Source organism: Pseudomonas sp. GW822-FHT06D10 (assembly GCF_058799535.1).
In genome coordinates, this window is the sequence record NZ_JBXALN010000003.1 from 754576 (window position 1) to 780281 (window position 25706).

Here is a 25706-nt window from a genome sequence, read left to right on the forward strand (position 1 = left end):
TCCTGCGACTCTCTAATTGCGCAAAAAGCGAGCAAGTCTACACCCCTCGACGGGGCAGAACAAAACTCAGCAGAAACAGTGTGGCGGCGGTGACCACGATCGACGGCCCGGCCGGTGTGTCCTTGAACCAGGACAGCGCCAGCCCGCCGCACACCGCGAGCATGCCCAGCAGGCTGGCGCCCAGGGCCATCTGCTCCGGCGAGCGGGCGTGACGCTGTGCCGCAGCGGCCGGGATGATCAGCAGCGAGGTGATCAGCAACACCCCGACAATCTTCATGGCCACGGCAATCACCACGGCGATCAGCAGCATCAGCGCCAGGCGCAGCGAGGCCACAGGCAGGCCTTCGACCCTGGCCAGTTCCTCGTGCACGGTGATCGCCAGCAAGGGGCGCCACAACGCCACCAGCAGCAACAGCACCGCCGCGCTACCGCCGAGAATCCACGCCAGGTCGCCCGGGCTGATCGCCAGCAGGTCACCGAACAGGTAGGCCATCAGGTCGATTCGCACTTCATGCATGAAGCTTAGTACCACCAGGCCCAGAGACAGGGTGCTGGGTGCAAGAATCCCCAGCAGCGTGTCGGAAGCCAGGGGTTGGCGCTGTTGCAGGGTCACCAGCAGCACCGCCAGCAGCAGGCAGCCGACCGTGACCGCTACCGCCGGGCTGACATCCAGCAGAAAGCCCAGGGCCACGCCGAGCAGCGCGGCGTGGGACAGGGTGTCGCCGAAATAGGCCATGCGACGCCAAACCACGAAGGACCCCAAGGGGCCGGCAACCACCGCCAGGGCCAGGCCTGCGAGCAGGGCGTAGAGCAGAAAATCAGCCATGCTTGCAGTTTTCTCCATGGACATGGGCGTGGCCCGAAGCGGGCTGGGTGACGACCGAACCATGCAGGTCGTGGGCATGGTCGTGATGGTGGTGGTAGATCGCCAGGCTCGGTGCGTTCTTGCCGAACAGCTCGACGAAGGCCGGGTCGCCGCTGACCTGCTCGGGGTGGCCGGAGCAGCAGACGTGGCGATTCAGGCAGACCACCTGATCGGTGGTGCTCATCACCAGGTGCAGGTCGTGGGAGACCATCAGCACGCCGCAGCCGTGACGGTCGCGCAGGCGGGTAATCAGGCTGTAGAGCTCGGCCTGGCCGGCCACATCGACGCCTTGCACCGGTTCATCGAGTACCAGCAGCTCCGGCTCGCGCAGCAGCGCCCGGGCCAGCAGCACGCGCTGCATCTCGCCACCGGAGATGCTCTGCACCGGGCTGTCGATCACCTGCTCGGCACCTACTTCCTTGAGCGCTGCCAGCGCCCGGGTACGGTCCACTCCCGGCACCAGGCGCAGAAAGCGCAGCACCGACAGCGGCAAGGTCGGGTCGACATGAAGCTTCTGCGGCATGTAGCCCACCCGCAGTTTGGGCTTGCGCCAGACACTGCCGGTGTCGGGTTTGAGCAGGCCGAGCACGGCGCGCACCAGCGTGGTCTTGCCGGCGCCATTGGGGCCGATCAGGGTGACGATCTGGCCGGGTTCGACGCTGAGCTGGATGTTCTCCAGCACGTTCTGCCCGGCAAAGGTCACCCCGACCTGCTCGAGGCGGATCAACGCATTGCTCATCAAGCCCCCTGGCAGCCCGAGCAGAGCCCGACCACTTCGACGGTCTGGCCCTCGACCACGAAGCCGACGTCGCGGGCGCTGCTGATGATGGCGTCGCTGATGGATTTCTGTTCCAGCTCGATGGCGGCGTGGCATTCGCGGCAGATCAGGAACTGGCCCTGGTGCGCGTGCTCGGGGTGGTTGCAGCCGACAAAGGCATTGAGCGAGGCGATGCGGTGCACCAGGCCGTTTTCCAGGAGGAAATCCAGCGCCCGGTAAACCGTTGGCGGGGCGGCGCGACGGCCGTCCTGCTCGCTGAGCACGGCCAGGATGTCGTAGGCCCCCAGGGGCTTGTGGCTTTGCCACACCAGCTCCAGCACCCGCCGGCGCAGGGCGGTCAGGCGCAGGCCTTGCCGTGCGCACAGGGCGTCGGCCTCAGACAGTGCGCTGTGCACGCAGTGAGAGTGGTCGTGTGGACGGCTGGCAAGGGGTGTTTTAGGCATGAGCGGCGACGAGGTTTGTGAGAGACGTTATTATGTTACCCGTTCTCGCCTCCTCGAGTGTCCATCGTGCCCAGACTTTTTCGCCTTTTTGTCGCTTTTACCTTCAGCCTGTTCGCGATCGGCTCGGCCCAGGCCGAAGTGCGGGTGCTGGCCAGCATCAAGCCGCTGCAACTGATTGCCGCCGCCGTGCAGGATGGCGTGGCGGTTCCCGAGGTGCTGCTGCCGCCCGGAGCTTCCCCGCACAACTACGCGCTGCGCCCTTCGGACGTGCGCAAGGTGCAGAGCGTAGACCTGCTGTACTGGATCGGCCCGGACATGGAAGGCTTCCTGCCGCGGGTGCTGAAGGGCCGTAGCCTGCCCTCGGTGGCGGTACAGGACCTGCCGGGCATGAAACTCCGGCACTTTGCCGAAGATAGTCACTCCCACGCTGAAGATGCCGACGAACATGACCATGATCATCGTCCTGGCACTCTGGACGCGCACCTCTGGCTGTCGCCGGTCAATGCCCGGGTGATCGCCACCCGCATGGCCGCTGACCTGAGTGCCGCCGACCCGGCCAATGCCGCCCGCTACCAGAACAACCTGAAGGCGTTCAGCGAGCGTCTGGATGCTATGGATGCCCGCTTGAAAACCCGCCTGGCGGGGATCGCCGGCAAGCCTTACTTCGTGTTCCACGAGGCCTTCGACTACTTCGAGGACGCCTACGGCCTCAAGCACGCCGGGGTGTTCAGCGTGGCGGCGGAAGTCCAGCCGGGGGCCCAGCACGTCGCCGCCATGCGCGCGCGCTTGCAGCAGGTGGGCAAGACCTGTGTGTTCAGCGAGCCGCCCCTGCGCCCGCGCCTGGCGGAAACCCTGGTGGCCGGCCTGCCGGTGAAACTGGCGGAGCTGGATGCGTTGGGCGGTTACACGCCGGCAACCGCTCAAGGCTATGAGCAGGTGCTGGAGAAGTTGGGGAATGATCTGGCGGGCTGCCTGGAGCAGCTTTAAGCGGGGATTGTTGCGCGAGGGCTTTGGCGGGCAAGCCCGCTCCTACAGGTTGGGCGCATCTCTGTAGGAGCGGGCTTGCCCGCGAAGCGTTTTACAGGGCGAACGGCAGCGCGATGCTGACCTGTTGCCGTTGCGCCAGGCGCTGCTGGAACTCCATCGGATCGTGAATCAGCACGTCCTGCCCGGCGAAGCTCTCGGCGGCGATCAGCCGCGATAGCCAGAAGCGCACGCAGGCTACCCGCAGCAGGGTCGGCCAGAGTTCGGCCTCTGCCGCAGTGAACGGGCGCAGCGCCGCGTAGGCGCCCAGCAGGGCTCGGGCCCGTTGGCCGTCGAGTACGCCTTCATCGTCGGAGCACCAGTCATTCAGGGCGATCGCCACGTCGTAGAGCATGGGTCCCGAACAGGCGTTGTAGAAGTCGATCAGGCCGGTCAGGTGGGTGCCTTCGAACATGGCATTGTCGCGAAACAGATCGGCGTGGATGTTGGCCCGGGGCAGGGCGAGGATCTTCACCTTCTGAGCGGCGATTTCATCCAGGGCCCGTTGCAGCAGATCCTGGGCCGTGGGGGCCAGGTGCGACAGCAGTTGCCTGCCCTCTTCCTGCATCCAGTCCAGGCCGCGATCGGTCTTGCGCTTGATCATGTGGTCCTTGGTGGCCACGTGCAGGTGGCCGAGCAGCTCACCGACCTGGGCACAGTGCTGGGCGTTGGCCTGCTTGATGTGCTTGCCCGCCAGCCGCGGTTGCAGCAGCGCCGGCTTGCCCGCCAGTTCGCGCAGGGCGACGCCGTCGGTGGTGCGCAGGGCATAGGGCACTGGCAGGTTGGCCTGGTGCAGCACGTCCAGCAGTTCAATGAAGAACGGCATTTCCTGGACCGGGCCACGTTCCACCAGGGTCAGGACGAACTCGCCCTGTTCCAGGCTGATGAAGAAGTTGGTGTTTTCGCTACCAGCGGCGATCCCCTGGAAATCAAGCAGGCGGCCGAGCCCATACGGGGCGAGAAAGGTTTCCAGCTCGGGCCGAGCCAGGGGGGTGAACACAGACATGGTTAAAAACTGCCAGTACGGGCGCTGCTATCCAGCCAGCGCCATTGAGTTGAAGTCGGAGTGGTTTACCACTCAAAGATTTTCCACGAAGGGATCAGCATATCCGGCTGATCCGAACGGATGAAGTTGCCGTCCGAGCCATCGGCACGCACCAGGAAGTAGGGTTTGCCGCCCTTTGGCGTGATCTTGATGGCATACAGGAAGCCATTTTGCCGGTATTCCTGGATGGTCTTGTCGCCTTCCGTGCGAATGGTTACTTCCGGGTCCGCTGATGGCGCATCTTCTGCGGCGATCGCGGCCAATGGAGCGATTGCAATCAAGCCGGTCAGCAGCAAGCGATTTAGTGTGCGCATGATAACCTTGTCCCTTTGTCGTCAACGGTCCCGCTATTCTAGCGCCGGACCCGCCGAAAAGGTTGATCCCGCTCATGAGCCAAGCCCCCCTCGTCCTGGTGGACGGTTCTTCATATCTGTACCGCGCGTTCCACGCGCTGCCACCGCTGACCACCTCCAAAGGCCTGCCTACCGGCGCGGTCAAGGGCGTGTTGAACATGCTCAAGAGCCTGCGCAAGCAGTACCCGGACAGCCCGTTCGCCGTGGTCTTCGATGCCAAGGGCGGGACCTTCCGCGATGACATGTATGCCGAATACAAGGCCAACCGTCCGAGCATGCCCGACGACATGCGGGTGCAGATCGAGCCGTTGCACGCCAGCGTGATCGCCCTGGGTTTCCCCCTGTTGTGCGTGGAAGGGGTCGAGGCCGATGACGTGATCGGCACCCTGGCCCGCAGCAGCGCGGCGGCGGACCGCCCGGTGGTGATTTCCACTGGCGACAAGGACATGGCACAGCTGGTGGACGGGCACATTACCCTGGTCAACACCATGTCCGGTAGCAGCATGGATGTGGAAGGCGTGAAGGAGAAATTCGGCGTCGCTCCCGAGCAGATCATCGATTACCTGGCGCTGATGGGCGACTCTTCCGACAACATTCCCGGGGTGCCGGGCATTGGTCCGAAGACCGCTTCCGGCCTGCTGGTCGGGGTCAATGGCGGGTTGAAGGAGCTGTACGAACAGCTCGATATCGTACCGACCCTGCCGATCCGCGGGGCCAAGACCTTGCCGGCCAAGCTTGAAGAACACAAGGAAATGGCCTTCCTCTCCTATCAGTTGGCGACCATCAAGGTCGACGTGCCGCTGGAAGTCGGGCTCGACGACCTGCACCTGGGCGAGCCGGACCGCGAGAAGCTGGTGGAGCTCTACAGCCTGCTGGAGTTCAAGAGCTGGCTCGACGAGTTGCAGCGCGATGCCAAGCGTGTCGAGCTCAGCGGCGCTGAGGCGACACCCGCCGCCGTGCCGCCGCAGGTTGTGGAGCAAGCTCCGCTGGAGCTGCAGTACGAAACCATCCTCGAGCAGGAGCGTTTCGATGCCTGGCTGGAGAAGCTCAAGGGCGCCAAGCTGATTGCCTTCGATACCGAAACCACCGGGATCGATGCGCAGCAGGCGCAACTGGTGGGCCTGTCCTTCTCGGTCAAGGCCGGCGAAGCGGCCTATGTTCCCCTGACCCACTCCTACATGGGCGCGCCGGCACAGCTGGATCGCGACAGCGTACTGCTGGCCCTCAAGCCCTTGCTGGAAGATCCCAAGCTGCTCAAGGTCGGCCAGCACGCCAAGTTCGACATGAACATCCTGGCCAACTGCGCCATCGGCGGCGACCAGGCCAATGGCATCACCATGCGCGGCGTGGCCTTCGATACCATGCTCGAATCCTACGTGCTCAACTCCACCGCCACCCGCCATGACATGGACAGCCTGGCGCAGAAGTACCTGGACCACAGCACTGTGAGTTTCCAGGACATCGCCGGCAAGGGTGCCAAGCAGTTGACCTTCGACCAGATTCCCCTTGAGCAGGCCGGCCCCTACGCCGCGGAAGATGCCGATGTGACCCTGCGCCTGCACCAGGCCCTGTTCGACAAGCTGTCCGCGATACCGAGCCTGGCCAGCGTGCTCACCGATATCGAAATGCCTTTGGTGCCGGTCCTGGCGCGCATCGAGCGCCAGGGAGCACTGGTGGACGACAAGCTCCTGGGAGTGCAGAGCATCGAACTGGGGGACAAGATGGTCGCCCTGGAGCGCGAAGCCTTCAAGATCGCCGGCGAGGAGTTCAACCTGGGCTCGCCCAAGCAGCTGGGCAGCATCCTCTACGACAAGCTCGGCCTGCCAGTGCTGAAAAAGACTGCCAAGGGCCAGCCATCCACGGCTGAAGAGGTGCTGGCCAAGCTGGCGGAAGACGACTATCCGCTGCCGCGGGTGCTGATGCAGTACCGTTCCATGAGCAAGCTGAAAAGCACCTATACCGACCGCCTGCCGGAGCAGATCAACCCGCGTACCGGGCGCATCCATACCTCCTATCATCAGGCGGTAGCGTCCACCGGCCGGCTGTCCTCCAGCGATCCGAACCTGCAGAACATTCCGGTACGTACCGCTGAAGGCCGGCGCATTCGCCAGGCCTTCATCGCGCCGCCGGGCTACAAGCTGCTGGCAGCGGACTATTCGCAGATCGAGTTGCGGATCATGGCGCACCTGTCCCGCGACGAAGGTTTGCTCAACGCCTTCCGCAACAACCTGGACGTGCACACCGCCACGGCGGCCGAGGTGTTCAAGGTCGAGCTCAAGGACGTCACTTCCGATCAGCGCCGCAGCGCCAAGGCCATCAACTTCGGCCTGATCTACGGTATGGGCGCGCAGAAGCTGGGCAAGGACATCGGTGTCGATACCAAGCAGGCCAAGGCCTATATCGACACCTACTTCGCGCGTTACCCGGGGGTTCGCGAGTACATGGACCGCACCCGCGCCCAGGCCGCGGACCAGGGTTATGTCGAGACCATCTTCGGTCGCCGCCTGTACCTGCCGGAGATCAACTCCAACAAGCCACAGGAGCGCGCCGGCGCCGAACGCACCGCGATCAATGCGCCGATGCAGGGCACCGCGGCAGACATCATCAAGAAAGCCATGGTGGCCGTGGACAACTGGCTGGAGTCCTCGGGGCTGGATGCCCGAGTGATTCTCCAGGTGCACGACGAACTGGTGCTGGAAGTGCGCGAGGACCTGGTGGACCAGGTTCGTGAGGAAATTCGCGGGCACATGAGCGGTGCCGCAACCCTGGATGTGCCGTTATTGGTGGAAGTGGGGGTGGGAAATAACTGGGATGAGGCCCATTAAGGGCACTTTTCAGGTGTTTTTGCCGCGGCATAGTGTCGCGGCAATAACTAGCGAAGAGCTATTAGCACCGAAAATTTCATCGATTATTGCCAATAGTTTTTGCAACCGGCCGGAACTAAATAGGTGAACGCCCACTCAGAGTTACTGAATGGCTGGTGAAGCCCTTCGATGCTCCTATGTTGTGTTAAGTGTTGGCAGATATCTGGACCCCGCCCTAGCGGTCTAGAACTTGAACCCCGAACTTCCCCCTCCCCATACGAAGTCCGGGGTTTTTTTTGCCTGAAAACCGCCTGGGAAATGATCATGCTGCGTTAAAAGCGCGGCGCGAAATGCTCATTTACAGCCAGTAAACTCCGCTTTCGCACCGCGCTTTTGCCTTGCCTGATCATCCCCCAGGCAATTTTCCCTACGTCTCTCAGGCCTCGGCTTCGGCGCCTTTGTCGGCCAGTTCCATCCAGCCCGCCAGCACGGTGTAGGCCTCTTCCAGGCCCATGCGCTTGGGGGCCGAGAACAGTTGGATGGTGACGGCTTCGCCCCAGCCCTTGCGGATCTGCGACTGCACCTTGAGCAGGGTGTTCTTGGCCGCGCCGTAGGTCAGTTTGTCGGCCTTGGTCAGCAGGATGTGCATCGGCATGCCGCTGGCGACCGCCCAGTCCAGCATCAGCAGGTCGAAGTCGGTCATGGGATGACGGATATCCATCATCAGGATCAGGCCCTTAAGGCTCTCGCGGCTGCCCAGGTAGGCTTCCAGGTGACGCTGCCAGTGTTGCTTGAGCGGGATTGGCACTTTGGCGTAACCGTAGCCCGGCAGGTCGACCAGACGGCGATCGTCGTCTAGCTTGAAGAAGTTCAACAACTGCGTGCGACCCGGAGTTTTCGAGGTGCGTGCCAGGCTGGCGTGGGTCAGGGTGTTCAGGGCGCTGGATTTGCCGGCGTTGGAGCGCCCGGCAAAGGCCACTTCGAAGCCTTCATCGTCAGGGCATTGATCGACTTTGGCGGCGCTGAGCATGAACGTAGCCTGTTGGCACAGACCGAGGATGGGGTTCTTGAGTTGCATGGGATTTCCGATTGGGGCGATGCCGAGAGTGGACGCGGCGAGCGGTGTCGTTTCCGTTTCAGTAACGCCAGTATATAATGCCGCAGATTTTGTGTGCGCTTTGTCCCAGCGTAGGATGAAGTTCACGAGAGCGATAAACCTTGAATGCGCATTAGAACGCACCACGCTCTCAACCCTGAAAAGGTCGTTTTATGACGAAATGGCTGCTAGCTGCCGGTGTCTTGATGCCGTTTTACGGCGCTCAGGCTACACAGGATCCGGAAGCTGTGTACAACCGTGTTTGTGGGGCTTGTCATTCCGGCCAACTACCCACGGCGCCCCGCAAGGGCGACCAGGAAGCTTGGGCGCCGAGGTTGGCGCAAGGTATGGAGACGCTGGTGCAACACGTGACCCAGGGTTTCAAGGCGATGCCGCCGCGTGGTTTGTGCATGGACTGCAGTGCCGAGGATTACCGAGTCATCATCCATTGGATGAGCGAGTGATCCCGGTCCATAACTCTTAACCCTTAGCCGTAGTTGGATTAGCTGATGAACAAATTACTCGTGAGTCTGCTGTTGACCTTGGGCATCACAGGTGTCGCCCATGCCGCAGGCGACGCTGCTGCCGGTCAGGCGAAAGCCGCAGTCTGTGGTGCTTGCCACGGCCCTGATGGGAACAGCATGGCGCCAAACTTTCCCAAGCTGGCGGGTCAGGGGGAAAAGTACCTGAACAAGCAGTTGCACGATATCAAGTCCGGCAAGCGCCAGGTGCTGGAGATGACAGGCCTGTTGACCAACCTGAGCGATCAGGACCTGGCTGACATAGCCGCCTACTTCGCCAGCCAGAAAGGCAGCGTCGGCGCAGCAGATCCTAAAGTCGTGGCCCGTGGTGAAGAACTGTTCCGTGGCGGCAAGCTGGACCAGGGCATGCCTGCCTGCACCGGTTGCCACTCGCCAAACGGTGCGGGTAACGCAGCAGCCGGCTTCCCCCATCTGGGCGGCCAGCACGCACAGTACGTGGCCAAGCAGTTGACCGACTTCCGCGAAGGCAATCGTACCAACGACGGCGATACCCTGGTGATGCGCAGCATCGCTGGCAAGCTGAGCAACAAAGACATCGAAGCGGTGTCCAGCTATATTCAGGGCCTGCACTGAGGCCGGCTCGATCAGCGTTGCCCAAGGTGCTAAGCCACGGCAACGTTAATGATCGATTAATCTGACGGTGCAAGCATAAAGGGTGGCTCAGGCCGCCCTTTTTTATGGCGTCTGCCGCTACACTAGCGAACTCAAGCCCGCCAAGACCTGGCCGAATTCAGGTCGAGCGAGGCGCCAAAATTGTCCAGGAGTAAAGCATGCGTAATCTGATTCTCAGCGCCGCACTCGTCACCGCCAGCCTGTTTGGCGTGACCGCTCAAGCGGCCGAACCGCTTGAAGCCGGTAAACAATATGTCGAGTTGAGCAGCGCCGTTCCGGTTGCCGTGCCAGGCAAGATCGAAGTGGTTGAGCTGTTCTGGTATGGCTGCCCGCACTGCTACGCTTTCGAACCGACCATCAATCCCTGGGCTGAAAAACTCCCTGCCGACGTCAACTTCGTCCGTATCCCGGCCATGTTCGGCGGTATCTGGAACGTCCATGGCCAACTGTTCATCACTCTTGAAGCCATGGGTGTCGAGCACAAGGTGCACAAGGCCGTATTCGAAGCCATCCATGGCGGCAAGAAACTCGCTACTCCTGAAGAGATGGCCGAGTTCCTGGCTGGCGAAGGCGTCGACAAGGACAAGTTCCTGAGCACTTACAATTCCTTCGCCGTCAAAGGCAAGGTCGAAGACGCCAAGAAAAAGGCCCAGGCCTACCAGATCACCGGCGTACCGACCATGGTGGTCAACGGCAAGTATCGTTTCGACCTGGGCACCGCCGGTGGTCCTGAAGGCGCGCTGAGCGTGGCTGACCAGTTGATCGCCAAAGAGCGCGCAGCCAAGTAAGCGCCCGCCGCCATGCCGCGCTGGAGCTCGGAACGCATCGTTGGCCTGCATGATCCGCAGGTCAACGAGCACCATTTGGCGTCGTCCGGCCTGCCGGCAGACAGTCGTCTGCGCTTGCTCAGTTTCAATATCCAGGTCGGTATCAGCACCGAACGTTATCGCCATTACCTGACTCGTGGTTGGCAGCACCTGCTGCCCCATCATGGGCGTGCCGACAATCTGCAGAAAATCGGCAACCTGCTTGGCGATTTCGACCTGGTGGCCCTGCAGGAGGCCGATGGCGGCAGCCTGCGCTCCGGCTACGTCAATCAGGTGGAACACCTGGCCCAACTGGGCGCCTTCCCCTACTGGTACCAACAGCTCAATCGCAACCTGGGACGCCTGGCTCAGCACAGCAATGGCGTGCTCAGCCGCCTGCGCCCCTGGGCCATCGAAGACCACCCGCTGCCTGGCCCCAAGGGGCGCGGCGCGATCCTCGTGCGCTTTGGCGAGGGCCCCGAGGCACTGGTGGTGGTGATGATGCATCTGGCGCTCGGTGCTCGCACCCGAACCCGGCAACTGGCGTACATCCGCGAGTTGATCGGCGGCTACAAGCATCAGGTGCTGATGGGGGACATGAACACCCACGCCAGCGACCTGCTGGAGCATTCCCCTCTAAGGGACCTCAGCCTCTTGGCGCCGCAACTGCAGGCGACCTTCCCCAGCTGGCGTCCGCAACGTTGCCTGGACCATATTCTGCTCAGCCCCAGCCTGACCCTGGAGCGCGTGGAGGTCCTGGCCCAACCCATATCCGATCACCTGCCGGTCGCGGTAGAGATTCGTCTGCCGGGTTCGCTCACGGCTGATGCATTGCCCGCGTTGAGTCCTGCCCCTCGCGGAACCGATGAATGAGCGACGACGCCAATCGCTGGAAAGAGAAATACCTCAAAAGTATCGAACAGCAGGAAAAGCTCGAACGCCGATGGGCGGCCCGTCTCGACTTGCTGCGTCGTGGCCTGGTACGCAGCACCCTGGCGGCGGAGGGCACCGATCGCGCGGTCGACCAGTGCATGAAGGAAATGCGCGAGGTGGTACGCACCGACGACATGGACGCCGGGCTTGCAGCCCTGCTGCCGCGCCTGGAAAAAGCCGTTCTGGACTCCGAGCAGCGGCGGGAAACCCGGGTCGAGCAGATGAGCAGCGCGCTGACGGCGCTGGTCAGCCAGTTGCAGTCCCTGCCCCTGCCCCGGGAGGTCAGCCGTCCGCTGAAAGCCTTTGCCAAGCAACTGGATGGCCGGGTTGGCCAGGCGCGGGAAATTCCCTTGCTGCTCGGCGAACTGAGCAGCCTGCAGGGCAAGGCCCTGAGCCAGCTGGAAACCCCGGCCGAACCCGACCGCCCAAGCCTGTTGCAGCGCCTGTTCGGCAGCCGCGAGGCGAGCGAGACGCCGGCCCCGGCGGAGGAAGCCGTTGCGACGAATCCGCCGCTCCCGGCCGCCGCGGCGCAGGCTCATCCGCAAGCCGAGGAAGCCCCGGCACCGGAGGATGGCGCGCGCGAGCACTATCAGACGCCGACCCAGGCCTCGCCTGAGGCGGTTTCGGCACCTGCCGCGCCCGCCCCGGCACAGCCCCAAGTGCAGCTCGAACCTGAGCCGGTTGCCCAGCTGGTTGCCAGCGATGAGCCGGAGGTTGCTGCAGTGCCCGCTCCTGCCCCGGTGGTGGCGTTCGTGCCTCCGGTACTGGTGCAGGAGGCGCCCGCCGAGCCTGTACCCGCTATCGAGGACGAACCTCAAGCAACCATTTCGCCTGTCGCGGAGCCACAAGCGCCCGTCGATCCCGGGGTGGTCGCCGCTTCCGATTCGCCACCCGCGCCTGTCGCCGAAGCCGCGCTCAATCCCGACGAGTTGTTGCCCCTGCCGACGGTTTCCCCGGCAGTGCTGCTGGACAGCCTGCCCCTGCCGGCAGTCATGGCCGAGGCCCTGGCCGCCATCGATCCGGAGCAGTCGGAGCACGATGTGCTCTACGCTCTGCCGGATTCGCCCGAGCCCTCCTACAGTTCGGTGGCCAAGCACATCGAGCACACCTTGCTGGGGCTGCTCGACGACCTGAGCCTGCCGGAGCGCCACCGGCCACAGGCCGAGGCCATGCGCGATCGTCTGCAGCATGGGCTGAACTGGTACGAATTGCTGCCGATCCTCGACGATCTGGCGGTGTTGATGCTGGCCATCACCGACTCCGGCCAGCATGAGTTCGAGACCTACCTCAAGCAGCTCAACGAGCGCCTGGAGGCCTTCCAGAGCAACCTGCAGGCGGCCAGCGACGGCCATGCCGACAGCAGTTCGGCGGCACGGGCCATGGACAGCCAGATTCGTGAACAGGTCGACGGCCTGCAAAGCAGCGTGCAGGAGGCCGCCGACCTGGATGACCTCAAGCAAGTGCTGGAAAGCCACCTGGAAGGCCTGCTGGGCACCATGGACCACCACCAGAAGCAGCGCGACGAGCGTGAACGGGAAGTGGCCGCCCGCCTGCAAAGCCTGGCGGAGCGGGTTTCGAGCATGGAGCAGGAAGCCCAGGGCTACCGTGAGCACCTGGAAGAGCAGCGGCAGAAGGCGCTGATCGATCCGCTCACCGGCCTGCCCAACCGTGCAGCCTGGAGCGAACGCCTGGAACATGAAGTCGGCCAATGGCAACAACATGGCAACAGCCTGCTGCTGGCCATGCTCGATCTCGATCATTTCAAGCGGATCAACGACAACTACGGTCACCTGGCTGGTGACAAGGTGTTGAAGATCATCGCCAACGTACTGCGCAAACGCCTGCGAGGCAGCGATTTCATCGCACGTTTCGGTGGCGAGGAGTTTGTTCTGCTGCTGCCCAACACCCCCTGGCCGGTGGGCGTGCGCATTGTGGAAGCCCTGCGCGCGGCAATCGAGGCGTGCCCGTTCCATTTCAAGGGCGAGCCGGTGACCATCACCGTGTCCGTCGGGCTGAGTGCGTTCAAGGCCGGTGATCGCAGCGATCTGGTGATCAAAAGAGCCGATCAGGCGCTGTACCGGGCCAAGGATGCCGGCCGTAACCGGGTGGAAGCTGGTTGAGGAGCCAGCACTTTGCTGAATGAAAGCGCTGTTTTGCCCATGATCGCCAGGGCAGTACGTTACACTGTTGCATTATCGTCTTCAGCGTACTGCCTTTTGCCATGAAACTTCTTGCTCTTGCCCTCTCCCTGCTGATCCTCGCCGGCTGCGCCAGTGGCCCGCGCATCGACACCAGCCACCCGTCGGTCAATTACGATCAGCGCGCCCAGTTCATCATCGTCCACTACACCTCGGCATCGCTGGAGCGCTCCCTGGCCCTGTTGACCCATGGCCAGGTCAGCAGCCACTACCTGATCGGCGATGACAAGTCCGCCACCATCTACAAGCTGGTGGACGAGCAATACCGTGCCTGGCATGCCGGCGACAGCCAGTGGCAGGGCCGGACCTGGCTCAACTCCAGTTCCATTGGCATCGAGATCGTCAACCCGGGGTTCCGCGATGGCCCCAGCGGGCGGCTCTGGTACCCCTACAGCGAAGCGCAGATCCAGAACCTGATCGTGCTGCTCAAGGACATCAGCAAGCGCAACAACATCTCGCCGCGCCACATCATTGGCCACAGCGATATCGCCCCCATGCGCAAGCTGGATCCGGGCCCGTTGTTTCCCTGGAAACGCCTGGCCGAGGCCGGCCTGGGACTGTGGCCCGATGCCCAGGCAGTGGCACGCCAGCAGGCGTTCTTTACCGTGAGCCCGCCGAGCATCGGTTGGTACCAGCAGCAACTGGCCCAGCTGGGTTACGCCACGCCGCAGACCGGCGAGCTGGACAAGGCGACCCGTAACGTCCTGGCCGCGTTCCAGATGCACTACCGGCCGGGGCGTTTCGATGGCACGCCGGACGCAGAAAGTGCGGCCATCCTGATGGTGCTCAACCAGACAAAATAATGACGCCGCCGGACGGTTGGGGCCGATTGTCCAATCAGTTGCTATAACTCATTGGTAATCCTTCGGATCTCCCACGATGCCGGCCGCTCGCGAGCCCTTGCGTACCTGGTTCCATCGCCCCTGGACGCTGGCGATGCTGGCGGCTGTGCTGAGTGCGGTGATTTTGCTGCTGGGCAGCGCCGGGCTGGCCATGCACCAGGTCCAGCAACGGGAAAGCGAGCAGATGAACGCCCAGGGGCAGCGTTTCCTGGAGCGGCTGGAGCAGTTGTTCGGGCAACTACGCGAAGGTCTCGACGTGCTGGAGGCGCAGCCGCTGCGCGAGTGCAACGCCGATCTCATCGCAGCTCTGCAGCAGGTCAGCTACAGCTATCGCTTCATTTATGAAGCGGCCTACAGGGACGCCACCCATACCTGTTCCAACTGGCCACGGCAGAACCTCCTGCCGGCGGCCAGGCCGCCGGATATCCGCGGGCCGACCTACAGCTACTGGCTCAACACCTCGACCCAGCCCAATGAGAACCTTGCTGCCCTGATGCTGGGTCGCGGCAACTTTCGCGTGGCCACTTCCCGCGGGCACCTGACCGATGTGGTCGACCTGCCTCCCGGTGGCAGCCTGATGGTGGTGGTGGATCATGGTGCCCGGGCGATACCGGTGCTCGGCCCGGCCCGTGCCTGGCCCCCCGCACAGCCCTGGCGGGGGGGCCGCGACGGGCCCTTGCAGGTCACCCCGGACCTGCTGATCTATCGCATGCCCACTCGCAACCCCGAGTACCAACTGGTGCTGATCACCCCCCGCGCCAGCCTGCAGGGCGAAGTGCTCGACGGTTGGTGGTGGTTGCTGCCCTCCAGCCTGGTGCTGGCGCTGTTCATCGGTGGGTTGGTGTATCAGTTGGTCCGCCAGCGCCAGTCCCTGGGGGCGGAGCTGCAAGGGGCCCTGCGCCGCGGCGAACTGCAGGTGCTGTACCAGCCGATCTTCGATCTCAGTAGCCGGCTCTGCGTGGGGGCCGAGGCCCTGCTGCGCTGGCGCCGCCCGGACGGCACCCTGACCAGCCCCGACCTGTTCATCCCGCTGGCGGAGAACACCGGGCAGATCCGCCAGATCACCGACTTCGTCCTGCAGCGCCTGCTGGAGCAGCTGGGGCATGTGCTACGGGCCAACCCCCAGCTGTACATCTCAGTCAACCTGGCGGCCTGCGACGTGATGGTCCCGCGGATCGGCATGGTCATGGCGCGGTTGCTGGCCACGCATCGGGTAGCGGCCCGGCAGATCGCCTTCGAGGTCACCGAGCGTGGGCTGATCGATGTGGTGGTGGCGCGCAACAACCTGCAGGCCCTGCGCGATGTCGGGCATCAGGTGCTGATCGACGATTTCGGCACCGGCTATTGCAGCCTGGCCTACCTGCAGAGCCTGCCGGTGGATTGCCTGAAGATCGACAAGGCGTTCATCGATGCCCTGGGGCACGATGCCGCCAGCAGCGGCGTGGCGCCGCACATCATTCGCATGGCCCACGCATTGAAACTCAAGGTGATTGCCGAGGGCATCGAGTTCGAGGACCAGGCGCTGCTGCTCAGCAGCGAGGGCGTGAGCTTCGGCCAGGGCTGGCTGTTCGCCCATGCCCTGAGTGCCTTGCAGTTCACTGAGCTGATTACCCGTGGCCGACGGCTGGTGGCCAGGCGCCTGGATGATGAAGCATGAAGCCCTAGAGCGGCAGGGCCAGATAGAACTGGGTGCCCTGCCCGGGCCTTGAGTACACGCCCATGCGCCCGCCATGCAGCTGGACGATCTCCTTGCACAGCGCCAGCCCGAGGCCGGCACCGCCCTTCTTGCGGCCCACCTGGACGAAAGGCTCGAAGATCCGCCCTTGCTGGCCATAGGCGATACCCTCGCCATTGTCTTCGACGCTGACGATCACCCGCTCGCCATGGCGCCGCGCCTGCAGGCGGATCTGGCCCTCACTGGCGGTGTGGCGCAAGGCGTTGTCGATCAGGTTGTCCAGCACCCGCTCCAGTTGTGCGCGGTCGGCATGCAGCCGTGGCAACGGCGCCTGGATCTCCAGCAGCAGGTCGATGCCCTGCTGTTGGGCCTGCTCGCTGAAGCGGCCCTGGGCCTGCACCAGCAGTTCTTCCAGGGGGCAGGGAGCGAGGGTGAGTTTCTGCAGGCCGTTCTGATAGCGGGAAAAATTCAGCAGATCGTTGATCAACTGCATCAGGCGCTGCATTTCCTCGTTGACCGTATTGAGCAGGTCGGTTTCCCGGGACTCCTCGGGAAAGTGCAGGCGTTCCTGAAGCAGCCCGAAGGCCATGTGCATGCCAGTGACCGGGGTACGCAGTTCGTGGGAAGCGCGCAGCACGAACTCACTGCGCACTCGTTCGAACGCCCGTTGCTCGGTGACATCGTGCAGCACCATCACGGCGCCGAGAATATGGCCCTGGGTATGGCTGACGGGGGTCAGGCTGTAGGTCAGCAGGCGCGACTCGCCGTCGACCTCGATATCCAGGTCGTCCGGCGCCCGCTCCAGGTTGCCGCCGCGCAATACCAGCTGTAGCTGCTCATCCAGCTCCGGGCGTTGCAGGGCACTGCCCAGGCCCTGGCCGAGGCGCTCCTGGTCCCAGCCCAGCTGGCGCTGGGCCACGGGGTTGAGGTGTTCCAGGCGGCCCTGGCGGTCGATCATCAGCAAGCCGTCGTCAATACTGTCGAGCACGGCCTGCAGGCGTTGCTGGCCGGCCAGCAGCTCATCGACATTGGTTGCCTGATGCTGGCGCAGGGCCTCGGCCATGATACCGAAGCGCCGGGTCAGCAGGTTCATCTCCGCCGCCGCCGAAATGGGCAGGGTGACGTCGAAATTGCCTTCGCCAATCTTGTCCGCAGCCTTGGCCAGGGCTTCGATCGGCCCGCCAAAGCGCCGGGCGATGGCATGGGCCGTGACGAAGCCGATGATCAGCACCGCCAGGGCCACCAGGCCCAGCAGGCCGGCCACCAGCCATGCGCGGTTGCGGGCCTGCTGCTCCACCTGGCTGATGTTGTCCAGGGCGCGCTTGTGTTCGGTGATCAGCCCGCCGCGCAAGGCGTTGAAGCGCTCGGTCAGCTCGTTGTTGTCATGCAGCCCGCTTGCGGTGCTGTTGCGCTCGAAGGCCTGGTAGAAGCTCAGGTAGTCGCTACGGGCCTGCTGGAAGCCACTTTGTACCTGGGTCTGCCGATCATGGGCGATGCCTTCGTCGAGCAGTTCCAGATAGTGCAGCCGGGAGGTTTCCAGGGCGGCGCGGTCCGGCTGCTTGCCGAGCATGATGATCAGCTGGTCGCCCAGGGTCTGGCGCAGCTTGAGGCCCAGGTCCAGGGTGATGAAGTTGTTGCGGATCAGCGATTCCTGGGTGCTGGCCATCTGCATCACGCTGACCAGCCCGAGCACCAGGCCCAAGAGGGCCACGGTGATCAGCGCCGAGATGCTCAGAAACAGCCGGGTGCGCAGTTTCATCGCTAACTTCATAGGGTGTTGCTCACAGGTTGTACTGTTTGCGTTTGCGGTACAGCGTCGACGCGTCGATACCCAGGGTCTTGGCGGCTTGATCCAGGGTGTCGCTGGTGGCCAGGACCGCACCGATGTGGGCCTTTTCCAGCTCGTCCAGGCTCAGGGCGGCGCCGATCCGCGGGGCGTTGTTGGTGGGTTGCTCGGCCATGCCCAAGTGGCTGATTTCTACCCGCTCCTGCGGGCAGATGATGCTCGCCCGTTCCACCACGTTGCGCAGTTCGCGGATGTTGCCCGGCCAGCGGTAGTTGAGCAGCGCTTCCCGGGCTTCATCACTGAAGACCCGGGCCGGGCGCGAATACTCTTTGACGAAGCGGGCGAGGAAGCGGTCGGCCAGGGTCAGGATATCTTCGCTGCGCTCGCGCAGGGGCGGCAGGTGCAGGGTGATGACGTTCAGCCGGTACAGCAGGTCTTCGCGGAAACGCCCGTCGCGCACCATGTCTTCAAGGTTGAGGTTGGTGGCGGCGAGGATGCGCACATCGGCGCGGCGGGTTACCGGGTCGCCGACGCGCTCGTATTCCTTGTCCTGGATGAAGCGCAGCAGCTTGGGTTGCAGGGTCAACGGGAAGTCGCCGATCTCGTCGAGGAACAGGGTTCCGCCATCGGCCTGGTTGACCCGGCCCAGGGTGCTCTCGCTGGCCCCGGTAAAGGCGCCGCGGCTGTGGCCGAAGAGTTCGCTCTCCATCAGTTCCGCAGTCAACGAGGGGCAGTTGATGGTCACACAGGATTTCTTGGCGCGTTTGCTCCAGCCGTGAATGGCCCGCGCCAGCTCGCCCTTGCCGGTGCCGGACTCGCCGAGGATAAGGATGTTGGCGTCGGTGCTGGCCACCTGACGCGCGGTTTCCAGCACCACTTTCATTGCCGGGCTGTGGGAGTCCAGGCCGTCCTTGGGCTTGCGCACCTCACCTTCGAGGGCTTCCAGGCGTGCCGAGAGCTGGCGTACTTCCAACTGCTTGGCGGTGGCCAGGCGCAACTGGTCGGGGCTGCAGGGCTTGACCAGGTAGTCTGCGGCGCCGGCCTGGATCGCATCTACTGCGGTGTCCACGGCAGAGTGAGCGGTGACGATCACCACCCGCATCCAGGGTGCCTGGGTACGCATTTGTGCCAGTACGTCGAGGCCGTTGTCTTCGCCCAGGCGCAGGTCGAGGAAGCACAGGTCGAATACCTGGCGTTGCAGCAGAGCATCGGCCTGCGCCGCGCTGTTGGCGGTGGCCACGGTGTAGCCCTCGTCTTCCAGGCAGTAGCGGAAGGTGCGAAGGATTGCGGATTCGTCATCCACCAGAAGGATGCGGCCTTGATTCTCCGGCGCTGACTCCATTTCCCGAGGCTCCTTAATGAATGATCTTTATTTAGTCCCGGAAAAATCGGGCAAGTTGCAAGGTTGATTCTGATCCATTCCAGCGCCAGCAGGTTAGATATCTCCGGCTGAAACGGCTAACAGGCTGAAATTACGCATGTTTTACCCAGAGTAGCTGCTGGGTGGGTCTGTATCAGGCTATTGGCCATTCATCAAAGTTCCCCCTGTGATCAAAAAACGCTCACTGTTTTCCCGGGGCATCGTGCATTTCGCACGGCCGGCATGGGGGCATCGTGCAGTATGCGTGTGGAATGCTTTTGGTAATTTGATTTAAGTATTTGATTTTATTGAATTTAATTTCAAAGAAAAAGCTGGCATGCAGCCTGCAATATCCCTCTCATCGAGAAGCGCCGGCCGTGGCTTCCATAACAACATCACCACCAGTGTGGGAGGAGTTTCAGGATGAATCGCCAACGTCTTGCCCAATTGCGTATTGCGCCACTGCATCTCCAGCAAGGCCTCTTCGCCGTTCTGGCGTTGCTGGTCACCCTGATCGCCGGGCAACAGTTCCAGCGCTGGCAGGACAGCCAGGCACCTGCGCCGCGCGTGCCGGTTCATCACTTCACCCAGACCCATTTCAGTTCGGTGAGCAGCCAGCTCAACGACCAGGCCCCCATGCAACTGATGGCCGTCGACCAGGCACAGCCGGTCGCGGACGCGCCACGTCAGGAACGCTGGGTGTTCTAGCACCAAGGCCGGGCCCGCAATCGGCGGCGCCGGGCTGGCTCCATAGGCAGCACCACTAATAGAAGAGTAAGGAGAATCATCATGCTGAGCTGGGCAATCACATTCCTGATCATTGCCATTGTCGCTGCGGTCCTGGGCTTCGGTGGTATCGCGGGCACCGCCACGGGTATCGCCAAGATTCTCTTTGTGGTGTTCCTGGTGATGTTCATCGCTTCGTTCTTCTTTGGCCGTCGAGGCCGAGGCTGACCATGAGTCTCTCGTTGAAGACATTGACTGCCGCGCTGCTGCTGGGCGCCAGCGCCCTGGCGTCGGCGGCCAATGATGGCCAGGCACGAGCCAATCAGCTGCTGGGGTCGGACCCGCAGTTTCGTGAAACCTGGCAGGGGGTCGTGCACAAGGAGGAGCGCCTGCCCGAGTGGGTGATGAACCTCTCGGGTGATGCGCCGCAACAGATGAATGCCATGACCGAAGACGGCGATCAGTATCTGGTGGGCCCTCTGTGCGAAACCGTCCAGAGTTGTCAGTACCAGCGTTTGATCGTGGCCTTCAGTTTCGACAAGAAGCATGCCTACGCGATGCTGGTGGACGTGCCGGCGGGTTTGCCCGCGGACAAGTCACCGACCCGCCACGCCAATTATCGGTTCCTCGGCAAACCCGATGACGGCATGCAAGCGCTGCTCCACGAGCAGTTGCGCAAGGACCCGAACTGGTACTGATGTGCAAATTGCCGATATTGCATAACAGATAGACGAAAGGGCCGCCCTGGCGCTTTCGGCTGTTGCACCACCCGAGGAGGGCGAGTGCATGACCAAGGGGCCGGGATGTTCTGATCCACGAGTGATCGGAGTGACCTAGGGGTACAGGGAGTGCCTCCGCAAGGGCCGGGTCAGGAAAGAGCGGCGGCGCAAGCTCCCAGGTCGGCCACCGACCTGATGAGCTTGCGGCGTGCTTGAATGGCAAAGTCCTGTGCTAGAGCCGTCCGTCTGACAATTTCCGTGCTCGCGCGGGAAAAAATCTTCCTTTGACTCCGATCAAACGTTTCCTGGTGTTTCTCTGCGACCGTATATCGAGAAACTTTGTGCGAATTGCGCAGCGTTTCCGGGCGCCCGAATCAGAGCAATCCTAAACTTTTTTAGCCTTTTTCCTGACCCCTCCGACAAGCCTGCACGCCGCCTGAAATGGCCGTTTCACGGCATTTTTGCCTGCCGAAATGTCGTATTCGAACCGGTTGGGACGCTCGTTTTGTTTGGAAAAACTCATGCCGATTCGGCATAGGGTAGGCGTTTACGGCATTAGACGTGCCTCCCTAGCATCGGAATAGTTGCGCCTTTTTTCGCCCGCAGAGAGCCGTAAATGCTCGTTCGGGATGACCTTATACGGGGGCCGATGCACAAACTTTTCCGCCATTGAGCGTTCCAGTTCGCGCATCAGCCCGAGTCCAACTGAAGTAAGGGTAATGATATGAAGAAGGCAAAATTAAGCCTCGCCTGGCAGATCCTCATCGGTCTGGTCCTGGGGATTGCGATTGGCGCGCTGCTCAATCATTTCAGTGCTGAAAAGGCCTGGTGGATCAGCAACGTCCTGCAGCCTGCGGGCGATATCTTTATCCGCTTGATCAAGATGATCGTGATCCCGATCGTCATTTCCTCGCTGATCGTCGGCATCGCCGGTGTCGGTGACGCGAAGAAACTGGGGCGCATCGGCCTCAAGACCATCATCTACTTCGAAATCGTGACCACCATCGCCATCGTCGTCGGCCTGCTGCTGGCCAACCTGTTCCATCCGGGCGCAGGCATCGACATGAGCACCCTGGGCACCGTGGACATCTCCAAGTACCAGGCCACTGCGGCCGAGGTGCAGCATGAACACGCGTTCATCGAGACCATCCTCAACCTGATTCCATCGAACATCTTCGCGGCCATGGCCCGCGGCGAGATGCTGCCGATCATCTTCTTCTCGGTGCTGTTCGGCCTGGGCCTGTCGAGCCTGCAGTCCGACCTGCGCGAACCGCTGGTGAAGATGTTCCAGGGCGTTTCGGAAAGCATGTTCAAAGTCACCCACATGATCATGAACTACGCCCCTATCGGCGTATTTGCACTGATCGCGGTGACCGTCGCCAACTTCGGTTTCGCCTCCCTGCTGCCGCTGGCCAAGCTGGTGATCCTGGTGTACGTGGCCATCGCCTTCTTCGCTTTCGTGATCCTCGGCCTGATCGCCCGCCTGTTCGGCTTCTCGGTGATCAAGCTGATGCGCATCTTCAAGGATGAGCTGGTCCTGGCCTACTCCACCGCCAGCTCGGAAACCGTGCTGCCGCGGGTGATCGAGAAGATGGAAGCCTACGGCGCGCCGAAAGCCATCTGCAGCTTCGTGGTGCCGACCGGCTACTCGTTCAACCTCGACGGTTCGACCCTGTACCAGAGCATCGCGGCGATCTTCATCGCCCAGCTGTACGGCATCGACCTGTCCATCAGCCAGCAACTGCTGCTGGTGCTGACCCTGATGGTCACCTCCAAAGGTATCGCCGGGGTTCCGGGCGTGTCCTTCGTGGTCCTGCTGGCCACCCTGGGCAGCGTCGGCATTCCTCTGGAAGGCCTGGCCTTCATCGCTGGTGTCGACCGTGTGATGGACATGGCGCGTACCGCCTTGAACGTGATCGGCAACGCCCTGGCGGTACTGGTCATCTCCCGTTGGGAAGGCATGTACGACGACGCCAAGGGCCAGCGCTACTGGAACTCCCTGCCGCACTGGCGCAGCAAGGAAAAACTGCCAGCAGGCGAAGCGTCCAAAGGCTAAGCGCCTATTGTGTAGGAGCTGGCTTGCCAGCGAAGAGGCCCCAAGCCCTTCACCTGCCTGAAGACCGCCTTCAGCGGCAATCCAGCCCCAACAGATGACAGGCCCCGGTTAATCCGGGGTTTGTCGTTTCTGCCCGCCCCGCTATCATTCGCCGCATCTTTCGAGGGGTATGACCGATGCTCAATGGCCTGTGGCTTGGCTTCTTTATCGTGGCAACCGTGTCGGCCCTGGCGCAGTGGCTGGTGGGTGGCAACGCAGGGATCTTCGCTGCCATGGTGGAAAGCATCTTCGCCATGGCCAAGCTGTCGGTGGAGGTCATGGTCCTGCTGTTCGGCACCCTGACCCTGTGGCTGGGTTTTCTGCGCATCGCCGAGAAGGCTGGAATCGTCGAGTGGCTGGCCAAGGTCCTGGGGCCGCTGTTCAAGCGCCTGATGCCGGAAGTGCCGCCGGGGCACCCGGCCCTGGGCCTGATCACCCTGAACTTCGCCGCCAACGGCCTGGGCCTGGACAACGCCGCCACGCCCATCGGCCTCAAGGCCATGCGCGCCCTGCAGGAGCTCAACCCCAGCGCCACCACCGCCAGCAATGCGCAGATCCTGTTCCTGGTGCTCAACGCCTCGTCCCTGACCCTGCTGCCGGTGACCATCTTCATGTACCGCGCCCAGCAAGGCGCGGCGGACCCGACCCTGGTGTTCCTGCCGATTCTCCTGGCCACCAGCGCCTCGACCCTGGTGGGCCTGCTGTCGGTCGCGGTGATGCAGCGCCTGCGCCTGTGGGACCCGGTGGTACTGGCCTACCTGGTTCCCGGGGCCCTGGCCCTGGGCGCCTTCATGGCCTTGCTGGCCACCCTGTCGGCCACGGCCCTGGCGTCCCTGTCGTCGATTCTCGGCAACCTCACGCTGTTTGGGCTGATCATGCTGTTCCTGGTGGTCGGCGCGCTGCGCAAGGTCAAGGTCTACGAGGCCTTTGTCGAGGGCGCCAAGGAGGGCTTCGACGTCGCCAAGAGCCTCTTGCCATACCTGGTCGCGATGCTCTGCGCCATCGGCGTGCTGCGGGCGTCCGGGGCCCTGGATTTCGGCCTCGACGGCATTCGTCATCTGGTGGAGTGGGCCGGTTGGGACACACGTTTCGTCGACGCCTTGCCCACTGCCCTGGTCAAGCCGTTCTCGGGCAGTGCGGCACGGGCCATGCTCATCGAGACCATGCAGACCCAGGGCGTGGACAGCTTCCCGGCCCTGGTGGCGGCCACCATCCAGGGCAGTACCGAAACCACCTTCTATGTGCTGGCGGTGTACTTCGGCGCGGTAGGCATCCAGCGGGTGCGGCACGCCGTGGGCTGTGCCTTGCTGGCGGAATTCGCCGGTGTGGTGGCGGCGATTGCGGTTTGCTACTGGTTCTTTGGATGAGTTGAGCGAGCCTTCGCCGGCAAGCCGGCTCCTACTCCCTCTGTAGGAGCCGGCTTGCCGGCGAAAGGGCTTTCAATGTTTCAGCGCCCGATTGCCCTGCCCCACTGCCCAATCCACCACTTGCCGGGTCAGCGCATCGCCGGCCTGGCCAAATCCTGTGACCACCGCCGGCACCCCGGTTTCAGCCAGCGCTTGGCGCACTTCGAAGCGCCGGCTGGCGAGGATCTTCTGGTCATAGCCACGAATCAGCCGCGCATCCAGGCGGATCACCACCTGGGCGGCGTTGCCCTGGTATTCGGTCTGGAAGGCTTGCAGGTCGCCGCCCAGGGCCAGGTCGGTCTGCAGGTTGCTGTCATCGGTGCTCAATAGCTGGACCCGGCCATCGCGTTGGAAGCCGTCCAGCAGGCGGTTGCGCAGCAGGATCGGTGCCGGGTCGCTCCAGCGCGAGGCCTTGTAGCTGCTGATCAGGTTGCCCTGGGGAATCACCGCGATCCGTGCGCTGTTCAGCGCATCCCCGGCCTGGGGCTTGAGCAACTGCAAGGACCACGGCAGGGCCTGGTTCGGCGCCGTGGCGCCGGCCTGGCCCACCGGCAGCCGATAGATGTCCAGCGGCTCGCCCTTGGGCAGTATCGAGCAGGCTCCGGTCAGGGCCAGGGCGGCGCTCAGGCCCATGGGGGCAAGCAGGCGATAGGCACGCTTCATGGCGTGAACTCCTTGTTCTTCTCGTTACCCAGCAGGTAACCGCCGGGGTTGGCTTCCAGGCGCCGGGTGATGGCCCGCAGCGAGCTCAGGGTCTCGCGCAGCTCGCGGACCGCTGGCGCCAGGCCGTTGAGGCCCTGCATGCCGTTGTTCAGCGAGTCCTGGTTGTCGCTCAGCAGTTTGTTCAGGGTGGCGCTGCTTTGCTCCAGGGAGCGCATGGCGTGCTCGGCGCTGCCGAACATCTGCTTGCCCTGGTCGTTGAGCAGGCCGTTGGCATTGCGCATCAGCGCGGTGGTCTGTTCCAGCATGGCGCCGGTCTGCTTGCTGATGGAGCCCAGTTGCTGCATCAGCTGGCGCAGGTCGTCGCGCTGCTCGGCGATGCTGGCGGAGGTCTTCTGCAGGTTGTCCAGGGTGCTGCTGACCCGGGCCACGTTGTCCGGGGAGAACATGCGGTTGGCGTTGTGCAGCAGCAGGTTGACCCCGGTCATCAGGTCGTTGCTGTTGTTCAGCAGGCGGGCGATGGGCGACGGTGAGGCGATGATGGTGGGCAGTTCGCCGTCCTTGCCCTTGAGGGTCGGGCTTTGCGGCGTGCCGCCGCTGAGCTGGATGATCGAGGTGCCGGTGATGCCGGTCAGGGCCAGCTTGGCCTGGGTGTCCTCCTTGATCGGCGTCTCGCTGCCCAGGCGGATCTGTGCCAGCACCCGGCGCGGGTCCTTGGGGTCCAGGCGCAGGTTGACCACATCACCGACCTTGATCCCGCTGTATTGCACGGAGCTGCCCTTGGACAGGCCACTGACCGCCTCGTTGAAGACGATCTGGTAGTCCTGGAAGGCGCTGTCGACGCTGGACTTGGCTAGCCACAGGCCGAACAGCAAGGCGCCGGCCACCACGATCACGGTGAACAGGCCGATCAGTACATGATGGGCTCGGGTTTCCATG

Annotated in this window: 24 protein-coding genes; 14 read left to right on the forward strand and 10 right to left on the reverse strand. The window is 63.2% G+C overall.

Going from position 1 to position 25706, the window contains the following annotated elements; all coding sequences use genetic code 11:
- Window positions 1-37 precede the first annotated feature (37 nt).
- From znuB to zur, 3 genes are read right to left on the reverse strand one after another with little or no spacing between them, the layout of a single operon-like run.
- The gene (znuB, locus tag AC1RL5_RS13460; protein ID WP_011058464.1) at window positions 38-826 is read right to left on the reverse strand and encodes a zinc ABC transporter permease subunit ZnuB; all 789 of its coding nucleotides are present in this window, start codon (window positions 824-826) and stop codon (window positions 38-40) included.
- Window positions 819-1604 (reverse strand): zinc ABC transporter ATP-binding protein ZnuC, encoded by a 786-nt coding sequence (znuC, locus tag AC1RL5_RS13465; protein WP_011058465.1) that lies wholly within the window; start codon window positions 1602-1604, stop codon window positions 819-821. The genes znuB and znuC overlap by 8 nt, the downstream gene beginning before the upstream one ends.
- Complete coding sequence (gene zur, locus AC1RL5_RS13470) at window positions 1604-2086, reverse strand: zinc uptake transcriptional repressor Zur (protein ID WP_011058466.1); 483 nt, start codon at window positions 2084-2086, stop codon at window positions 1604-1606. The genes znuC and zur overlap by 1 nt, the downstream gene beginning before the upstream one ends.
- A gap of 66 nt (window positions 2087-2152) precedes the next feature.
- Between zur and AC1RL5_RS13475 the strand changes: the two genes are divergently transcribed.
- Window positions 2153-3073, forward strand: coding sequence for a zinc ABC transporter substrate-binding protein (locus AC1RL5_RS13475; RefSeq protein ID WP_204378529.1), 921 nt, complete (start codon window positions 2153-2155; stop codon window positions 3071-3073).
- Window positions 3074-3164: 91 nt separating this feature from the next.
- Here the strand turns inward: AC1RL5_RS13475 and AC1RL5_RS13480 are convergent, their stop codons facing one another.
- Together AC1RL5_RS13480 and AC1RL5_RS13485 are read right to left on the reverse strand one after the other, a co-directional pair.
- Window positions 3165-4115 carry a homoserine kinase gene (locus AC1RL5_RS13480; protein ID WP_011058468.1) on the reverse strand — a complete coding sequence of 317 codons (951 nt, stop codon included), beginning with the start codon at window positions 4113-4115 and terminating at the stop codon, window positions 3165-3167.
- 65 nt (window positions 4116-4180) lie between these two features.
- The gene (locus AC1RL5_RS13485) at window positions 4181-4468 is read right to left on the reverse strand and encodes a DUF2782 domain-containing protein (RefSeq protein ID WP_011058469.1); all 288 of its coding nucleotides are present in this window, start codon (window positions 4466-4468) and stop codon (window positions 4181-4183) included.
- Between the two features lie 74 nt (window positions 4469-4542).
- On the opposite strand from AC1RL5_RS13485, the gene polA reads away from it, so the two are divergent.
- Window positions 4543-7332: a DNA polymerase I gene (gene polA / locus AC1RL5_RS13490; protein ID WP_492589285.1), complete on the forward strand. Its 2790-nt coding sequence runs from the start codon at window positions 4543-4545 to the stop codon at window positions 7330-7332.
- Between the two features lie 415 nt (window positions 7333-7747).
- Here the strand turns inward: polA and yihA are convergent, their stop codons facing one another.
- The gene (gene yihA, locus AC1RL5_RS13495; protein ID WP_011058471.1) at window positions 7748-8389 is read right to left on the reverse strand and encodes a ribosome biogenesis GTP-binding protein YihA/YsxC; all 642 of its coding nucleotides are present in this window, start codon (window positions 8387-8389) and stop codon (window positions 7748-7750) included.
- A 191-nt stretch (window positions 8390-8580) separates the two neighbouring features.
- On the opposite strand from yihA, the gene AC1RL5_RS13500 reads away from it, so the two are divergent.
- The 7 genes from AC1RL5_RS13500 (at window position 8581) to AC1RL5_RS13530 (ending at window position 15997) form a co-directional block, all read left to right on the forward strand.
- Complete coding sequence (locus AC1RL5_RS13500) at window positions 8581-8871, forward strand: c-type cytochrome (RefSeq protein WP_015633654.1); 291 nt, start codon at window positions 8581-8583, stop codon at window positions 8869-8871.
- Window positions 8872-8916: 45 nt separating this feature from the next.
- Window positions 8917-9522, forward strand: a complete 606-nt coding sequence (locus tag AC1RL5_RS13505) for a c-type cytochrome (protein WP_011058472.1) — start codon at window positions 8917-8919, stop codon at window positions 9520-9522.
- A gap of 197 nt (window positions 9523-9719) precedes the next feature.
- The gene (locus AC1RL5_RS13510; RefSeq protein WP_047290219.1) at window positions 9720-10349 is read left to right on the forward strand and encodes a thiol:disulfide interchange protein DsbA/DsbL; all 630 of its coding nucleotides are present in this window, start codon (window positions 9720-9722) and stop codon (window positions 10347-10349) included.
- 12 nt (window positions 10350-10361) lie between these two features.
- Window positions 10362-11240 (forward strand): endonuclease/exonuclease/phosphatase family protein, encoded by an 879-nt coding sequence (locus AC1RL5_RS13515; RefSeq protein ID WP_011058474.1) that lies wholly within the window; start codon window positions 10362-10364, stop codon window positions 11238-11240.
- Window positions 11237-13420: a GGDEF domain-containing protein gene (locus tag AC1RL5_RS13520; RefSeq protein WP_492589284.1), complete on the forward strand. Its 2184-nt coding sequence runs from the start codon at window positions 11237-11239 to the stop codon at window positions 13418-13420. The genes AC1RL5_RS13515 and AC1RL5_RS13520 overlap by 4 nt, the downstream gene beginning before the upstream one ends.
- A gap of 101 nt (window positions 13421-13521) precedes the next feature.
- Entirely contained in the window at window positions 13522-14301 is a 780-nt protein-coding gene (locus AC1RL5_RS13525) for an N-acetylmuramoyl-L-alanine amidase (RefSeq protein ID WP_011058476.1), read from the forward strand.
- Between the two features lie 76 nt (window positions 14302-14377).
- Window positions 14378-15997, forward strand: coding sequence for an EAL domain-containing protein (locus AC1RL5_RS13530; RefSeq protein WP_145713543.1), 1620 nt, complete (start codon window positions 14378-14380; stop codon window positions 15995-15997).
- Between the two features lie 4 nt (window positions 15998-16001).
- On the opposite strand, the gene AC1RL5_RS13535 is transcribed toward AC1RL5_RS13530, so the two are convergent.
- Window positions 16002-17786, reverse strand: coding sequence for a KinB sensor domain-containing domain (locus AC1RL5_RS13535; protein ID WP_492589283.1), 1785 nt, complete (start codon window positions 17784-17786; stop codon window positions 16002-16004).
- Window positions 17787-17796: 10 nt separating this feature from the next.
- On the reverse strand, window positions 17797-19143 hold the full coding sequence (algB, locus tag AC1RL5_RS13540) for a sigma-54-dependent response regulator transcription factor AlgB (protein ID WP_011058479.1): 1347 nt from the start codon (window positions 19141-19143) through the stop codon (window positions 17797-17799).
- Between the two features lie 441 nt (window positions 19144-19584).
- Here algB and AC1RL5_RS13545 point away from each other — a divergent pair, with 441 nt between their 5' ends.
- The 5 genes from AC1RL5_RS13545 (at window position 19585) to AC1RL5_RS13565 (ending at window position 24068) form a co-directional block, all read left to right on the forward strand.
- A complete protein-coding gene (locus tag AC1RL5_RS13545; RefSeq protein WP_015633659.1) occupies window positions 19585-19869 on the forward strand; it encodes a hypothetical protein in 285 nt (94 codons plus the stop codon).
- Window positions 19870-19950: 81 nt separating this feature from the next.
- A complete protein-coding gene (locus AC1RL5_RS13550) occupies window positions 19951-20115 on the forward strand; it encodes a DUF1328 domain-containing protein (RefSeq protein WP_003170804.1) in 165 nt (54 codons plus the stop codon).
- A gap of 2 nt (window positions 20116-20117) precedes the next feature.
- Window positions 20118-20585 (forward strand): inhibitor of vertebrate lysozyme family protein, encoded by a 468-nt coding sequence (locus AC1RL5_RS13555; RefSeq protein WP_492589282.1) that lies wholly within the window; start codon window positions 20118-20120, stop codon window positions 20583-20585.
- Window positions 20586-21330: 745 nt separating this feature from the next.
- Window positions 21331-22662, forward strand: coding sequence for a glutamate/aspartate:proton symporter GltP (gene gltP / locus AC1RL5_RS13560; RefSeq protein WP_011058482.1), 1332 nt, complete (start codon window positions 21331-21333; stop codon window positions 22660-22662).
- Window positions 22663-22838: 176 nt separating this feature from the next.
- A complete protein-coding gene (locus AC1RL5_RS13565) occupies window positions 22839-24068 on the forward strand; it encodes a nucleoside recognition domain-containing protein (RefSeq protein ID WP_019095624.1) in 1230 nt (409 codons plus the stop codon).
- A gap of 72 nt (window positions 24069-24140) precedes the next feature.
- Here the strand turns inward: AC1RL5_RS13565 and AC1RL5_RS13570 are convergent, their stop codons facing one another.
- Both AC1RL5_RS13570 and AC1RL5_RS13575 read right to left on the reverse strand, forming a co-directional pair.
- Window positions 24141-24770: an ABC-type transport auxiliary lipoprotein family protein gene (locus tag AC1RL5_RS13570; protein WP_072451954.1), complete on the reverse strand. Its 630-nt coding sequence runs from the start codon at window positions 24768-24770 to the stop codon at window positions 24141-24143.
- Window positions 24767-25705 (reverse strand): MlaD family protein, encoded by a 939-nt coding sequence (locus AC1RL5_RS13575; RefSeq protein WP_011058485.1) that lies wholly within the window; start codon window positions 25703-25705, stop codon window positions 24767-24769. The genes AC1RL5_RS13570 and AC1RL5_RS13575 overlap by 4 nt, the downstream gene beginning before the upstream one ends.
- Window position 25706: the final 1 nt, after the last annotated feature.

Excerpts from the sequence above, each read along its gene's own strand:
- AC1RL5_RS13515 (WP_011058474.1), top strand. The coding sequence starts at position 10,362 with ATGCCGCGCTGGAGCTCGGAACGCATCGTTGGCCTGCATGATCCGCAG.
- AC1RL5_RS13535 (WP_492589283.1), bottom strand. The coding sequence starts at position 17,786 with ATGAAGTTAGCGATGAAACTGCGCACCCGGCTGTTTCTGAGCATCTCG.
- gltP (WP_011058482.1), top strand. The coding sequence starts at position 21,331 with ATGAAGAAGGCAAAATTAAGCCTCGCCTGGCAGATCCTCATCGGTCTG.
- yihA (WP_011058471.1), bottom strand. The coding sequence starts at position 8,389 with ATGCAACTCAAGAACCCCATCCTCGGTCTGTGCCAACAGGCTACGTTC.
- AC1RL5_RS13530 (WP_145713543.1), top strand. The coding sequence starts at position 14,378 with ATGCCGGCCGCTCGCGAGCCCTTGCGTACCTGGTTCCATCGCCCCTGG.
- AC1RL5_RS13545 (WP_015633659.1), top strand. The coding sequence starts at position 19,585 with ATGAATCGCCAACGTCTTGCCCAATTGCGTATTGCGCCACTGCATCTC.
- AC1RL5_RS13525 (WP_011058476.1), top strand. The coding sequence starts at position 13,522 with ATGAAACTTCTTGCTCTTGCCCTCTCCCTGCTGATCCTCGCCGGCTGC.
- znuC (WP_011058465.1), bottom strand. The coding sequence starts at position 1,604 with ATGAGCAATGCGTTGATCCGCCTCGAGCAGGTCGGGGTGACCTTTGCC.
- AC1RL5_RS13570 (WP_072451954.1), bottom strand. The coding sequence starts at position 24,770 with ATGAAGCGTGCCTATCGCCTGCTTGCCCCCATGGGCCTGAGCGCCGCC.
- AC1RL5_RS13505 (WP_011058472.1), top strand. The coding sequence starts at position 8,917 with ATGAACAAATTACTCGTGAGTCTGCTGTTGACCTTGGGCATCACAGGT.
- AC1RL5_RS13575 (WP_011058485.1), bottom strand. The coding sequence starts at position 25,705 with ATGGAAACCCGAGCCCATCATGTACTGATCGGCCTGTTCACCGTGATC.
- AC1RL5_RS13485 (WP_011058469.1), bottom strand. The coding sequence starts at position 4,468 with ATGCGCACACTAAATCGCTTGCTGCTGACCGGCTTGATTGCAATCGCT.
- AC1RL5_RS13500 (WP_015633654.1), top strand. The coding sequence starts at position 8,581 with ATGACGAAATGGCTGCTAGCTGCCGGTGTCTTGATGCCGTTTTACGGC.
- zur (WP_011058466.1), bottom strand. The coding sequence starts at position 2,086 with ATGCCTAAAACACCCCTTGCCAGCCGTCCACACGACCACTCTCACTGC.
- AC1RL5_RS13510 (WP_047290219.1), top strand. The coding sequence starts at position 9,720 with ATGCGTAATCTGATTCTCAGCGCCGCACTCGTCACCGCCAGCCTGTTT.
- polA (WP_492589285.1), top strand. The coding sequence starts at position 4,543 with ATGAGCCAAGCCCCCCTCGTCCTGGTGGACGGTTCTTCATATCTGTAC.
- AC1RL5_RS13555 (WP_492589282.1), top strand. The coding sequence starts at position 20,118 with ATGAGTCTCTCGTTGAAGACATTGACTGCCGCGCTGCTGCTGGGCGCC.
- AC1RL5_RS13550 (WP_003170804.1), top strand. The coding sequence starts at position 19,951 with ATGCTGAGCTGGGCAATCACATTCCTGATCATTGCCATTGTCGCTGCG.
- algB (WP_011058479.1), bottom strand. The coding sequence starts at position 19,143 with ATGGAGTCAGCGCCGGAGAATCAAGGCCGCATCCTTCTGGTGGATGAC.
- AC1RL5_RS13520 (WP_492589284.1), top strand. The coding sequence starts at position 11,237 with ATGAGCGACGACGCCAATCGCTGGAAAGAGAAATACCTCAAAAGTATC.
- AC1RL5_RS13480 (WP_011058468.1), bottom strand. The coding sequence starts at position 4,115 with ATGTCTGTGTTCACCCCCCTGGCTCGGCCCGAGCTGGAAACCTTTCTC.
- AC1RL5_RS13565 (WP_019095624.1), top strand. The coding sequence starts at position 22,839 with ATGCTCAATGGCCTGTGGCTTGGCTTCTTTATCGTGGCAACCGTGTCG.
- znuB (WP_011058464.1), bottom strand. The coding sequence starts at position 826 with ATGGCTGATTTTCTGCTCTACGCCCTGCTCGCAGGCCTGGCCCTGGCG.